The following is a 13,271-nucleotide window of genomic DNA, read 5'->3' as shown; positions in this document are numbered from 1 at the left end:
CCCTAGCGGGGCTTTTCCATGGTCATGAGCTTGAGCATCGCCTCAGGAGTGGCCTCCTCGACCGGGAGCTCACCCGTGATGCGGCCCTCGGAGAGGGCGTACACGCGATCCGAGATGCCGAGCAGTTCGGGCAGCTCCGACGAGATCACGATGATGCCCTTTCCCGCGGCGGCGAGACGGTTGATGATCGTGTAGATCTCGTACTTCGCACCCACGTCGATACCGCGGGTCGGCTCGTCGAGGATCAGCACGTCGGGGTCGGAGTAGATCCACTTCGACAGCACGACCTTCTGCTGGTTGCCGCCCGAGAGCTTGCCGGTCTTCACGAGCACGCTCGGCGCCTTGATGTTCATCGAGGTGCGGTACTCGTTCGCGACCTTGTACTCCTCGTTGTCGTGCACGAGGCCGTACTTCTCGAGCTTCTTCAGCGATGCCATCGAGATGTTTCGCTTGATGTCCTCGATGAGGTTGAGGCCGTAGGTCTTGCGATCTTCGGTCGCGTAGGCGATGCCGTGCTCGATCGCTTCGGAGACCGTGCGCGTCTTGATCTCCTTGCCGCGAAGGAACACCCGGCCGCTGATCTTCGAGCCGTACGACTGCCCGAACAGGCTCATCGCGAACTCCGTGCGCCCGGCGCCCATGAGGCCGGCGATGCCGACGATCTCGCCCGAACGCACGTGGAGGTCGACGCTGTCGACGACGACCCGCGAGGTGTCCTGCGGGTGGTGCGCCGTCCACTCCTCGACCCGCAGGAGCTCCTCGCCGATGTTGGGCGTGTGGTCGGGATAGCGGTGCTCGAGGTCGCGGCCGACCATGTCCTTGATGATGCGGTCTTCCGTGACATCCTGCTTCGCGATCGTCTCGATCGTCTTGCCGTCGCGGATGATCGTCACCGAGTCGGCGACCTTCTTGATCTCGTTCAGCTTGTGGCTGATGATGATCGACGTGATGCCCTGCCCCTTGAGGTGCAGGATCAGGTCGAGCAGGTGGTCGGAATCCTCGTCGTTGAGCGCTGCAGTGGGCTCGTCGAGGATGAGGAGCTTCACCTCTTTCGAGAGCGCCTTGGCGATCTCGACGAGCTGCTGCTTGCCGACGCCGATGTCCATGATCTTGGTCGTCGGGTTCTCGCGCAGGCCGACCCGGGCGAGCAGCTTCGACGCCTCGAAGTTCGTCTTGTTCCAGTCGATGAGCCCGCCGCGGCCCTTCAACTCGTTGTTGAGGAAGATGTTCTCGGCGATCGACAGATAGGGGCTCAGCGCCAGTTCCTGGTGGATGATGACGATGCCCTTGGCCTCACTGTCGGTGAGGTCGCGGAATTCCACCGTCTCGTTCTCGAAGACGATGTCGCCGTCGTAGGTGCCGTGCGGGTAGACCCCCGACAGCACCTTCATCAGGGTCGACTTGCCTGCGCCGTTCTCGCCGCAGATGGCGTGCACCTCGCCGCGTTCGACCGAGAGGGTCACATTCGCCAGGGCCTTCACGCCCGGGAACGTCTTCGTGATGCCGCGCATCTCGAGAATGTTGGTGGTCATCCTTGCTCCTGCTTCATTGCCGGGCCGCTGGTCGAGCAGCGGGCGAAGCCCGCATATCGAGACCTGTTCGAGAGCGTAGCCCTCGTCGAGTCCCGATATGCGGGTTCGCCGCTACTCGACCGGCGAATTTCCGGTACTGACTAGCCCTTGATTTCCTCTTCGGTCCAGTAACCGCTGTCGACGAGGACCTCGGTGATGTTGTCCTTGACGACGATCTGCGACTCGAGCAGGTACGACGGCACGACCTTCACGCCGTTGTCGTAGTCCTCGGTGTTGTTCACCTCGGGCTCTTCGCCGTTCAGCAGCGCTGCGGCCATGTCGACCGCGACCTCGGCGAGCTGGCGCGTGTCCTTGAAGATGGTCGCGAACTGCTCACCCGAGTTGATCGCCTTGACCGAGTCGAGCTCGGCGTCCTGGCCGGAGATGACCGGCCAGCCTTCGCCGACCGTGTAGCCGGCGTCGGTGAGGGCCGAGATGATGCCGCGCGAGATGCCGTCGTAGGGCGAGAGCACTGCGTTGACCGTCGAGCCGTCGGAGTAGTCAGCCGTGAGGATGTCCTCCATGCGGCTCTGGGCGGTCTCGCCGTCCCAACGGAGCGTCGCGACCTGCTCGATGTCGACCTGACCCGACTTCACGACGAGCGTTCCGTCGTCGATCAGCGGCTGGAGCACGTCCATTGCGCCGTCGAAGAAGAAGAACGCGTTGTTGTCGTCGAGCGAGCCGGCGAACAGCTCGATGTTGAACGGCCCGGCGGGCGCGCCCTCGATCGGCGTTCCGTCGAGCTCGGCGAGGCCGAGGCCGTTGAGCACCGACCACGCCTGCTGCTGACCGACGACGAAGTTGTCGAACGATGCGTAGTAGTTGACGTTCTCGGTGTCGCGGATGAGTCGGTCGTACGCGATGACGGGGATGTCCGCGTCAGCGGCATCCTGCAGCACGCTCGTGAGCGTGGTGCCGTCGATCGAAGCGATGATCAGGGCCTCTGCACCCTTGGTGATCATGTTCTCGATCTGCGAGACCTGCGTGGGGATGTCGTCCTCTGCGTACTGGAGGTCGACGGTGAAGCCCTGCTCCTCGAGCTGGGCCTTGACGGCGTCGCCGTCCTGGATCCAGCGCTCCGAGCTCTTCGTCGGCATCGCGACGCCGATGAGGCCGCCTTCGCCGCCGCCGTCGCCGCCGTCGCCGGAGCCGCCGCCCGAGCACGCGGCGAGCGCGAGCATCGAACCGGCCGCGAGCGTTGCGAGAAGCACCTTCTTCGAGTTCTTCACGGTGTGTCCTTTCACTGTGTCAATCAATGGACGTCATTGTCTTGGTGACAGTCGGAGTCGGCCGTGTCCATGCCGGTCGTCTCCCTCGCGCCGGCCCGTGGGGGCGAGCTGCGCAAGCTTCTGGTGGTGCCGATCGTTCGGTCATCGTCGATCAGCGACCTTCTGGCGGGCATCGGATGCCTGCTCTCCGGTCTGCGGCGGCGAGGCGGTCGGCGCAGCGGGCTTCGCCGACTTCGCCGTGGCTCGCGCCGACTTCGTGGTCGCCTTCGCCGGCGACTTCGCGGCGGACTTCGCCGCGGACTTCGCCGACTTCACGCGGCCGGCTGAGGCTGCGAGCAGGTACGTCTGCTGGGCGCGGTCGTAGAGTCCGTCGATCTCGGGCTGCGGCATGGGCACGACGGCACCGGCCTCGCTCGCCAGGTGCACGGTGCGGGCGACGTCTTCGAGCATGACCGCCGACTTCACGGCCTCTCGGGCGTTCGCGCCGATCGTGTACGGACCGTGATTGCGCATGAGCACCGCCCGGCTGCGATGGCCGGCGAGCGTCTCGACGATGCCGCGGCCGATCGAGTCGTCGCCGGCGGCCGCGAGCGGACCGACCGGGACCGGGCCGCCGAACTCGGCGGCGATGGGGGTGATCACGCACGGGATCTCTTCGCCCCGTGCCGCCCATGCCGTGGCGTAGGTGGAGTGGGTGTGCACGACACCGCCGACCTCGGGCATGTTCCGATAGATGTAGGCGTGCGCCGCGGTGTCGCCCGAGGGCGCCTGCTCGCTGCCGGGCGTACCCGGAACGGCGACCCCGTCGAGGTCGCAGAGGATCATGTTCTCTGGCGCGAGGTCGTCGTAGAAGACGCCGCTCGGCTTGATGACGAAGAGGTCGGCTCCCGGCACCCTGCCCGAGACGTTCCCGCTCGTCCACACGACGAGCCCGTGCCGCACGAGGTCGGCGTGGAGCTTGGCGATGTCGGCGCGAACGCGAGCGATCGTCACCTCGATCTGTGGTCCGAACCCGCTCATCGCACGGCCTTCCGGCACCGCGCGGCGTGGCTCGAAGCCAGGCGGCGATCGTGCGCGAAGCGTGCGGCGGACACGTGGACTCCTTTGTCGATCAAGGGGATGCTGGCCGGTGCCCGATCGATGTGACCGTTCACATGGCGAGTTTCATGTTAGCCCTACGATCGAACCGTCTGTCAACTCGGATGGGTCACAGAACGATAACGAGGCGGCGAGGGCGACTCATCCCGGCCGCGCGCAGCTCCGATTCAGAACGACGGCGCGCCCGTCGAACTCCGCACGATGAGCTCGGGCACGATCGACTGGCGATGCTCGACGGTGCTGGGATCGAGCGCCCCGATCAGCAGCGCGACGCAGCGCCGCCCGATCTCGGCGAAGTCCTGGCGCACCGTGGTCAGCGGCGGCCAGAAGTGCGCCGCCTCGGGGATGTCGTCGAATCCGATGATCGAGACGTCGCCCGGGATGTCGAGGCCGGCGTCGCGAATCGCGTGCATGAGCCCGAGCGCCATCTGGTCGTTCGAGGCGAAGATCGCCGTGAAGTCGCGCACGGTCAGCAGCTCGCGCCCCGCGTAGTACCCGAACTCGGCCGTCCAGTCGCCGAGGATCGGCGCGGTCGTCGCGACATCCTGCGCGCTCATCTCCTCGAGGAATCCGCGCATCCGCGCCTCGGCCTCGATCCAGTCCTGCGGCCCGGCGAGGTGGTAGATGTTTCGGTGCCCGAGCTCGATCAGGTGCCGCGTGGCGAGCCTGGCGCCGGCGATCTGGTCGACCGACAGCGTCGGGCCGAGGTCGCGATCGGTCGACTGCAACGTCACGTACGGCACGTCGATCGACAGCTGGGCGAGGGTGTCGAACACCCGCACCTGCGGCGCGATGACGACGAGCCCCTCGATGCTCTGCGCGGCCAGATGCTCCAGGCCGTCGGTGATCGACGCGGCATCCGACGATTCGATGTTCGCCGTGCTCACCCAGTAGCCGGCGGCGCGCGCCGCCGTCTCGATGGCGGCGATGCTCGAGGCCGGGCCGTACTGCGTGCTCGACGCCGCGAGGATGCCGATGGTGCGCGAGCGACTCGTGACGAGCGCGCGTGCGGCGCGATTGGGCTTGTACTGCAGCTCGGCCATGACGTCGAGCACCCGCTGCTTCGTCTCGGGACGCAGGCTCGGGTGATGGTTGAGCACCCGCGAGACCGTCTGGTGCGAGACGCCGGCGATGCGGGCGACATCGCGGATGCTGGGGGCTCGCCCCCGCTGCGCCTCGTCTGACACGATCGACCCCGTTCGCGTTGCGCATGTGCACGGTCACATGCGTTCGAGGACTCAGTATGCCATCCTCGTGGCGGAATGTGACCGTCACATGTGTGACAGTCACATCGAATTTCGTGGGTCACTCGGCCGATCCGGGCGCCGCCGACTCATCGAACGGCGACAATGGAGCGGTGAACGACTTCATGCGCTACCTGCCGCTCTCGCACGGAGAGCGGGCGGATGAATCGGGGGTGCACTCCGATCGTCGTTCGGAGTACGCCGAAGTGCTCGAACAGACCGCGATCGTGATCGACGCCGTGCCGACCGTGCGCATCGACGAACGGGAGCTCGCGAGAGTCGCGCCCCGAGGCGCCCAGTCGGCCGCCGGGCGCGAGCCCGCCGCGCAGCTTCGGGGTTTCGCCCAGATCGCACGCACCGGCACACGGAAGATCCCGGTGCGCCTGCTCAGCCGCGCCGTGCTGCTGTACCTCGAGGTCGTGCGCCAGACCCCGTTCCCACCGACCCTCGCTCCGGTCACGAGTGGCGCGGTCGCGCTCCATCTCGCGGCCACGGCCCCGACCGAGATCCGCGCCGTCATCCGCGGGCACGCGCTCCGTGCGCCCGATGCAGGCTGGGAGTTCGGACGCGGGCCGACCCTCGAGGCGCCCGCGATCGAGATGATCGAGTTCCTCGGCGGCCGGAGCCTCACCGCGCCGCGTCGAGCACCGAAGTAGCGCCGCCCGGGAGCGGAGCCGGTCCCTCGCCTCGCCTCATCTCGAGTCGCCCGGATCTGCTGGTCTCGCGGGCATCAGACCCGCAGAGGTGGGTACCTCAGCGGGCCGCGGGCCGTTGGGAGCGGCCTCCTGGATCAGCCCTCGGCGCGCGGTCGCACACGAGACGCCAGCACCATTGCAACGAGTGCGATCACGACGGTCACCGCGAATTCGGCGGTGAATGCCCCGCCCACGATCGCGCTCGCCACGAGTGCGGTGACGGCGAGGGCGACGGATGCCCCGAGCGACTCGCCGATCGAGAGAGCCGCACTGTTGAACCCCTGTGCCGATACCGGCGAGAGTGCGAGCACCGCGACCGAGAACCGCGGGTACATGAAGCCCATGGCGCCGCCAGCGAGCGTCCACGCGACGAATACGATCGCGGGCGTCAGGGTGAAGGCCGCGACGAGCAGCACGATCGCCAGCGACGCCGCCAGCACCGCAGATCCGATCTGCACCGCCTGCGTGTTCGACACACGGTCGCCGAGACGACCCTGCAGCCATGACGCGGCAGCCCAGCTGACGCCGGCGCCCGTGAGCACCGCGCCGGCCAGGCTCGGTGAGAACTCGTACCGCTCCATGAAGAGGTACGGCAGGTAGATCTCGGAGCCGAAGAACGCGCCGGCGACGATGAGCCGGAGCAGCACGGTGGCCGGCATGCCGCGCGCGGCGCGCAGCGTGCCGGCTGGCAGCAGCGGTCGCACGGCCACCGCGACGAGCACGATGGCGACGACGGCGATGACCCACCGCCATGGCTCCCCGACCTCCTTCGACAGCGACAGTGACAGCGCTGCCGCGGCGGTGAGCACCGACCACCCGACGCGCGCGAGGCTCCAGCGCACCGAGGCGTCGCCCTGCACCTGATCGCGTACCCGGAGGATGGGCGGCAGCATCATCGCCGCGGCCGGAACCATGAGCACGATCACGCCGAGGAACACCCAGTGCCAGCTGATCGCCTCTGCGACGATGCCCGCGAGTGCCGGTCCGACGATCGAGGGAATGACCCACGCCGCGGCGAAGCCCGCGAAGACTCGCGCCCGCAGGGCCTCGGGGTAGACGCGGCCGACGATGACGTAGAGGGGCACGATGACGGCGGCGCCCGAGAGTCCGTGCACGAAGCGCCCGACGATGAACACCTCCATGTTCGTGGCGGTGCCCGCGATCACGAGGCCGATCACGAACAGCACGGCGGAGGTCACGAGCGACGGGATCGGTCCCGACCGGTCGGTCCAGTTGCCCGCGAGCACCATGCCGATGATGCCCGCCGCGAGCGGTACGGCGAAGGCGAGCGCGAAGAGCGACTCACCGTCGAGCTGATCGGCGACGAGCGGCATGATCGTCGTGACCGCCATCGCCTCGAACGCCGCGAGGAAGATGAGCGAGAACATGCCGATCGACAGCCAGCGGTACGGCTTCGACAGGGGGCCCTTCGCCGGCACGGGCGGAGGCGGCGACACCGGCGCAGCGGATGTCGCCGCCGCGACTGCCCCGAAAGGTTCGTGATCGTCGGTCGAGAGCGGCGCTGGCGTCGGGGCAGTCGGTTCGGTCACTCTGTCGAGCCTACGACTTCAACCCCACTTGAGCTCAAGCGGAAGATGCGATGCCGCGTGGCGGCCGGCACTCGGCCGCCCGCACGCCGTCGCGCCGCCCTGCTCGCCCTACCGGAAGCGAGGGTCGTTGCCGGCCGACGTGCTCACTCGAAGGTGCAGCGCCGCCGCGACGTCCTCCCACGCGACGTACGAGAAGTTGGTGGCGTCTCGCTCGGCATCGACGCCTGCGCCGGTCTCGGGCTCGTCGTGGGTGACGAGCAGGCCGCGCGTGAAGCCGCCGACGGGTCGGTTGGTGATGGCGAGTCCGTCGGAGCCGTTGATCTCGTCGACGCCGTCGACGCCATCGACCCGGAAGGTGCCGACGAGCGCGTTGCGGCCCTGACGGTTGTAGACCGCGAAGGTGTCATCGCCCTGGCTCGAGACGATGAGGTACCCGGTCGCGCCGGGGCCGTAGTAGAGGTCGAGCCCCTCGGCGTCGGCTTCGAGCGCCGAACCGCCGTAACCGACCGCGTCGGGGTCGATCGCTGCGCACTCCTCGGTCTCGGGGTCGTAGGCGTCATGGATGCCGAAGTCCTTCACGCGGTCGATCAGGGTCGGCTCGCCCGACCCGAGCGGCAGCTGCAACCGCCAGAGACCCACGTCCTCCTGCCCGGCGTAGAGCACGCCGGTGCGCTGGTCGACCGTGAGGCCCTCGAAGTGCGGAGCGGTGCCTGGCTCGTCGCACGGCGTCCAGGTCGTGCCGTCGGGCAGGGGGAACGACGCGGGCATCACGGTCGTCGCGACATCCGTGTACCCGAGCGCGCCGTCGATCTCCACGAGCCGAGCGGTCGCGAGGGTCGTGGCGCCCTCCTGGGTGATGACGGCGCGCGCTTCGCCGCCGCCCTCCGGCTGCCAGACGGCGACGCCGTACGCGGTATGGCCTTCGTCGACCGCCGCACGGTCGGCGCTGAAGAGGAACGGCTGCTCGGCGGCGGTGACCTCGACGAGCGGCACGGCGGCGGCGCTGCCGCTCGGGTCGATCGTGAAGAAGCGCAGCTGGTCGTTGTAGCGGTCGGAGACGACGGCCACGTCGACCGCCTCACCGCCGAGCTCGACGCCGTATGCGATGTCGACGTTGTTGTAACGCCCCTCAACGCCGTCCGCGCGCGGCGCGATCGTGCCCGGCAGCGTCTGCAGCTCGCTCGAACCGAGGTCGTAGACGCGCAGCCCGCCCTCCTTGGCGGTGACGATCACGATCGACGCATCGGGGTCGCCGGGGTGCACCCAGATCGCAGGGTCGTCGCCGACCGCGTTGCCGCCCTGTTCGTCGTCGTAGAGCACCGGGGTCTCGTTGTCGGTCGTCACGACGGCCGGACCGGTGGGACCGGGGCGCCCGGAGGCGGCGGCCGCGGTCGTCGCCGAGGCGACTCCGGGAGCGGCGAGCAGCAGCACGGCGGCGACGGATGCCGCGACGGCGCCCTTCAGCAATAGGGTCATGCGTCAGAGGCTCACGGATGCATCGGAACAGGATGTGACGCCACCGTGAACGCCGGTCGAACGAGTGCCGGCTGCGGCTCAGAGCTCTTCGTGGGTTTCGGGGTCGGCGCCCCAGATGCGGCCGCGGGAGAGGGCGGAGATCGCATCGATCTCTTCGGCCGTGAGCGAGAACCCGAAGACGTCGAGGTTCTCACGTCGGCGCTCGGCATCCGACGACTTCGGAATCGGCACCGCCTCGAGCTCGACATGCCAGCGCAGGACGACCCGCGCGGGCGAGACGCCGTGCGCCGCGGCGATCTCGACGATGATCGGCTCGGCGAGCAGTTCGGTGCGCCGCGCGAGCGGGCTCCAGCTCTCGGTGCGGATGCCGTGCTCGTCGTGGAAGGCGCGCAGCTCGTCTTGCGGGAAGTACGGGTGCAGCTCGACCTGGTTCACGACCGGCACGACCCCGGTCTCATCGATGAGACGGGTGAGCATCGCCGGGGTGAAGTTGGAGACGCCGATCGCTCGCACGAGCCCCTTCTCACGCAGCGAGATCATCGCGCGCCAACTGTCGATGTACTTGTCGATGCGCGGCAGCGGCCAGTGGATCAGGTACAGGTCGACCCAGTCGAGGTCGAGGCGCGCACGCGACTGCTCGAAGCTCGCGATGGTCTCGTCGAACCCGTGGTGCCGGCCGGGCAGCTTGGTGGTGATGACGAGGTCGCTGCGGTCGACGTCGGTGCGACGGATCGCCTCGCCGACGGCCTCTTCGTTGCCGTAGTTGTAGGCGGTGTCGATCAGTCGGTAGCCGTCGGCGATGGCGGCGGTGATCGCGTCGATGCCCATCTGGTCGTCGAGTCCGTAGGTGCCGAGCCCGAGCGCCGGAATCGTGTTGCCGTCGCGGAGGGAGTACTCGGGTGCGATCATCTGTCCATCCTCACGCACGATGGCGACGGATGCCACCGCAACGCCCGGCTCGGCGAGCCGCCGCCGGCTCAGTCGGCAGGTGACTGCGTGGGCAGCTCCGCGAACGCGCGCACCGGGAACGTGCCGAACTCCGCGACCCGCGGCGGCACCGCCGTGAAGCGGGCTCCGCGCACGGGCACCGCGTCGAGGGCGGTCAGGTGTTCGACCACGTGGATGCCGGCACGCAGCAGGATCGAGTGCGCCGGGCGTTCCCCGCCCGACTCGGCGTCGTCGATGTTCAGCGAGTCGATGCCGACGATCGCGACGCCGACGTCGGCGAGGTGATGCGCGCCCGCCTCGGTGAGGAAGGGCGCACCCGTGGCGTACTCGGACCGGCCGAAGTGACGGCTCCAACCGGTGTGCAGCAGCACCGCGGTGCCGGCGAGGTCGCGATCGAGGAAGACCCCGGCGGGGATGCCGCGCTCCGCTGCATCCGTCAGTCTGAACACCTCGGCCGGCACGCCGACCAGGGTCTCGAGCGGCAGGCTCGCGAGATCGCCGCCGTCGGCGTAGCGGTGGAACGGGCTGTCGAGATAGGTGCCGGTGTTGCCGGCCAAGGCGATGACGTCGATTTCGAACTCCGTGCCGGGTGCGTAATGCGCGCGCGAGGCCTCACGGGTGAGGTGCGGAGTGATCACCGGTGCGGGAATGCCCGGGTACGTCACGAGCCCGGCGCTGATCGTGTGGCTGAGATCGACGAGCCGTCCGCGCTGGGCGGGCGCGAGAGCAGCGGATGTCTCGGCGCTCGACCCGGAACCGTCGGCGACGCCCCGCGACCCGCGGTGCGCCTCTTCGACGATCGCGAGGTTCGTCAGCGCGACGCGGCCGACGAGTGCGAGTCCGAGGTGGCGCACGAGCAGTTCGCCGATCTGGGCCTCGGTGAGTTCGGCCGACGGCAGGTCGAGCCGGAACGCCTCGGCTCGAAGGCCGCCGCCGTTCACGAAGTCGATCTCGGCGTCGAAGTGGGCGCGGTACTCGGTCACGGTGTGTCCTTTGCGATGGTCGTGGTGGTCGTGGAACCCATGCCGGAGGCGATGCCGGCCCCGATGAACTCCGTCGGCGCGACCGGAGCCGGCTCCTGTCGAGCCGGACGCCGGCGTCCGCGCACGCGGCGCACGACCGTGACGAGCACTGCGGCGACCGCGAGCACGAGCGGCACCACGAGGTTCGTCCAGGCGAGCACGAGCAGCCCGGCGGTCATGATCGTCGCGACGACGGCGAGCCACCAGCCGAACGACCAGCGCTTCAACAGCAGGGTCGCGGCGAGCATGCCCGCGGCGTAGATCGCCACCATGTTGCTCGTGTGAATGAGGATGAACCCCGTGAGATCGAGGTCGTTGAGCAGCATGAGCCCGAAGTAGATGACGATGAGCACGCCGGTGAGCGCGAGCGCCCGGCGCGGCACCTCGCCGTCGGCCGCGCCCTTCGCGAAGAACCGCGGCAGGTCGCCGTCGCGCCCGAGCGCAGCACCGAGCTTGCCGAAGGCCGGCAGGTAGGCGTTCATCACGCCGACGGTGACGATCGCCGCGATGATCGCCACGAGCACCGGCCCGATGCCCGGCGCGGTGGTCTCGACGAGATCGAGCAACGGCACCTGGCTGTCGCCGGCGCGGTCGCCGAGCACTGCGACGGTGACGAACTGCAGGGCGAGGTAGGCGACCCCCACCACGGCCACGGCGATGGCGGTCGCGAGCGGGATGGTGCGCCGCGGGTTCTTGAACTCCCCGGCGATGTGCGTGCCGACCTCCCAGCCGGCGAACGCCCAGACGAAGAGGCTGATCGCGACACCCACCCCGCTCCACCCGTTCGGCAGGAACGGGTCGAAGTTCGAGACCTCGACGGCCGGGAAGGTGGCCGCGACGACGCCCACCACGACCGCGATCAGCAGGCCCGTGAGCACGAACTGCACCCACCCCGCGACGCGCACGCCGAACCAGTTGATGATGAACGGGGGAATGAAGACGGCGAAGCCGATGATCGGCACGGCGGACCGGTCGATGCCGAGCACGGCCACGACGTACTCGCCGCCGAGCACCGCGAGCACCGGGGCGCCGACGCAGACCCCGAAGTAGAACCAGTACCCCGTCATGCGTGCAGCGGTGCCGCCGAGTGCCCGTCGCACGAAGCTCGCCACGCCGCCGGCGTCGGGGTATCGCGCAGAGAGCGCCGCGAAGGTGCCCGCGAGGGGAATGGAGAGCACGATGACCGCGGCGACGGCCACGATCGAGGCCGGTCCGGCCGCCGCGGCCGCGAGTCCCGGCAGTACGAGGATGCCGGTGCCGAGCACGCTGGCGATGTAGAGGGCGGTGCCCTGCACGAGCCCGAGGCTGCCGCGATGGGCCGTCTGGCCCGGTGTCGTGCCGGCCGCTGCGCCGGGCTGATTCGTAGTCACCCGCTCATTCTGGAGCATCCCGCCGACCCTCGCCGCTGGCAGAATGCCACGCTACGTCAATATACTGCCAACGCTGCGAAGGACGCGCGATACCGAGGTCTCGATCGAGCGCGACCCGCGGTGGATGCGCCCGTCTGCGGCATCCCGCGACGCTGGAGACATGACCTCGAACTCACGCGCCACGCTCATCGCCACGCTCGGCGCAGGAACGCTCGCCATGCTCGCCTCGACCGTCGCGCTCCTCATCGGCCCGACCGAAGACTACGCGCTGATCTTCCCGCCGCACTGGATCACCTGCATCGCCCTCGCCCTGCTGCTCGCCTCGCTCGCGGCGTCGCGCTCCCTACGCAGCCGTCGTGCCGCAGGCGTACTCGGATGGGCCGCGGCGGTGTTCTTCTTCGGCGCCTCGGGCGGTGTGATCCTCGACGGGTTCCGCGGATTCTTCTGGGCGACCGGGATTCCCGCCGGCGATTTCGCGACCGTCGACTGGCCGGGAGCGTTCGCCAGGGGGGCGAACGTGATCGCGGCGCTCATCACCGTCGCGTGGGCATGGCGGCTGCGCGTGGGCAACGCCGCCGGCGCCTCGCCGACGACGAGGCGCCTGCTGGTCTGGTCCGCGGTCGCATTCGCGATTCCATACCCGCTGCTGAAGCTCGTGTGGTGGGTGCAGGATGCCTCGGACCGAACGCCGGCCGACCTTGCCTCGTTCCCCGTGCTCGAGCTGCTCACCTTCGCGGCCGCCCTCGGCCTCGTGCTGCTCCTCACCTCGATCCGGACGGCGCCCGTGCCCGCGCGGCTGCTCATCGTGGGCGGCTGGGTCGCTTCGATGGCCCTGCTCAGCATGGGGTTCCTCATGGTCTTCGGGTTGATCGCACAGGCGACGGGTGTCGCCACCGGCCGGGTCGAGTTCGCAGACCGCGACACGACGGTGATGGTGTTGTGCGTCTACGGCACATGGCTCATGCTCGGACTGTGTGTGCTCGTGGCCACGCTCCGCTTCGTCGATGGACACACGCCGCACGACGAGCGGGCTCTGGAGCGGACCACGGCGAGGACCACCGGATGAAG

10 protein-coding genes and 1 pseudogene are annotated in these 13,271 nt (G+C 68.9%); 2 read left to right on the top strand and 9 right to left on the bottom strand.

The genetic code is table 11. The annotated features are described in order from the left end of the window. Positions 1-2 precede the first annotated feature (2 nt). From mmsA to AC6CH0_RS07965, 4 genes and pseudogenes are all read right to left on the bottom strand, one after another. On the bottom strand, positions 3-1,532 hold the full coding sequence (gene mmsA / locus AC6CH0_RS07980) for a multiple monosaccharide ABC transporter ATP-binding protein (protein WP_498099480.1): 1,530 nt from the start codon (positions 1,530-1,532) through the stop codon (positions 3-5). 140 nt (positions 1,533-1,672) lie between these two features. Continuing rightward, positions 1,673-2,752, bottom strand: coding sequence for a multiple monosaccharide ABC transporter substrate-binding protein (gene chvE, locus AC6CH0_RS07975; protein WP_498101076.1), 1,080 nt, complete (start codon positions 2,750-2,752; stop codon positions 1,673-1,675). Between the two features lie 387 nt (positions 2,753-3,139). Beyond that, positions 3,140-3,820: pseudogene (locus AC6CH0_RS07970) on the bottom strand (L-ribulose-5-phosphate 4-epimerase); the annotation flags it as partial. Positions 3,821-4,065: 245 nt separating this feature from the next. Continuing rightward, a complete protein-coding gene (locus tag AC6CH0_RS07965; RefSeq protein ID WP_498099478.1) occupies positions 4,066-5,085 on the bottom strand; it encodes a LacI family DNA-binding transcriptional regulator in 1,020 nt (339 codons plus the stop codon). Between the two features lie 170 nt (positions 5,086-5,255). On the opposite strand from AC6CH0_RS07965, the gene AC6CH0_RS07960 reads away from it, so the two are divergent. Next, positions 5,256-5,798 (top strand): hypothetical protein, encoded by a 543-nt coding sequence (locus tag AC6CH0_RS07960; RefSeq protein WP_498099476.1) that lies wholly within the window; start codon positions 5,256-5,258, stop codon positions 5,796-5,798. A gap of 134 nt (positions 5,799-5,932) precedes the next feature. On the opposite strand, the gene AC6CH0_RS07955 is transcribed toward AC6CH0_RS07960, so the two are convergent. From AC6CH0_RS07955 to AC6CH0_RS07935, 5 genes are all read right to left on the bottom strand, one after another. Further along, positions 5,933-7,387: an MFS transporter gene (locus AC6CH0_RS07955; protein WP_498099474.1), complete on the bottom strand. Its 1,455-nt coding sequence runs from the start codon at positions 7,385-7,387 to the stop codon at positions 5,933-5,935. A gap of 108 nt (positions 7,388-7,495) precedes the next feature. After that, a complete protein-coding gene (locus AC6CH0_RS07950) occupies positions 7,496-8,863 on the bottom strand; it encodes a phytase (protein ID WP_498099472.1) in 1,368 nt (455 codons plus the stop codon). Positions 8,864-8,941: 78 nt separating this feature from the next. Further along, positions 8,942-9,772 carry an aldo/keto reductase gene (locus AC6CH0_RS07945; RefSeq protein ID WP_498099470.1) on the bottom strand — a complete coding sequence of 277 codons (831 nt, stop codon included), beginning with the start codon at positions 9,770-9,772 and terminating at the stop codon, positions 8,942-8,944. A gap of 68 nt (positions 9,773-9,840) precedes the next feature. Further along, complete coding sequence (locus AC6CH0_RS07940) at positions 9,841-10,794, bottom strand: cyclase family protein (protein ID WP_498099468.1); 954 nt, start codon at positions 10,792-10,794, stop codon at positions 9,841-9,843. Next, positions 10,791-12,203 carry an APC family permease gene (locus AC6CH0_RS07935; RefSeq protein WP_498099466.1) on the bottom strand — a complete coding sequence of 471 codons (1,413 nt, stop codon included), beginning with the start codon at positions 12,201-12,203 and terminating at the stop codon, positions 10,791-10,793. Before AC6CH0_RS07935 ends, AC6CH0_RS07940 begins: the two co-directional genes overlap by 4 nt. Positions 12,204-12,363: 160 nt before the next feature. Between AC6CH0_RS07935 and AC6CH0_RS07930 the strand changes: the two genes are divergently transcribed. Beyond that, positions 12,364-13,269, top strand: a complete 906-nt coding sequence (locus AC6CH0_RS07930; protein ID WP_498099464.1) for a hypothetical protein — start codon at positions 12,364-12,366, stop codon at positions 13,267-13,269. Positions 13,270-13,271: the final 2 nt, after the last annotated feature.

The sequence above is a fragment of the Agromyces sp. GQ35 genome (assembly GCF_059758475.1).
The sequence above is the reverse complement of the archived record's forward strand: the minus strand, read 5'-3'. Positions and strand labels throughout refer to the sequence as shown.

Excerpts from the sequence above, each read along its gene's own strand:
- AC6CH0_RS07945 (WP_498099470.1), bottom strand. The coding sequence starts at position 9,772 with ATGATCGCACCCGAGTACTCCCTCCGCGACGGCAACACGATTCCGGCG.
- AC6CH0_RS07930 (WP_498099464.1), top strand. The coding sequence starts at position 12,364 with ATGACCTCGAACTCACGCGCCACGCTCATCGCCACGCTCGGCGCAGGA.
- AC6CH0_RS07950 (WP_498099472.1), bottom strand. The coding sequence starts at position 8,863 with ATGACCCTATTGCTGAAGGGCGCCGTCGCGGCATCCGTCGCCGCCGTG.
- chvE (WP_498101076.1), bottom strand. The coding sequence starts at position 2,752 with ATGCTCGCGCTCGCCGCGTGCTCGGGCGGCGGCTCCGGCGACGGCGGC.
- mmsA (WP_498099480.1), bottom strand. The coding sequence starts at position 1,532 with ATGACCACCAACATTCTCGAGATGCGCGGCATCACGAAGACGTTCCCG.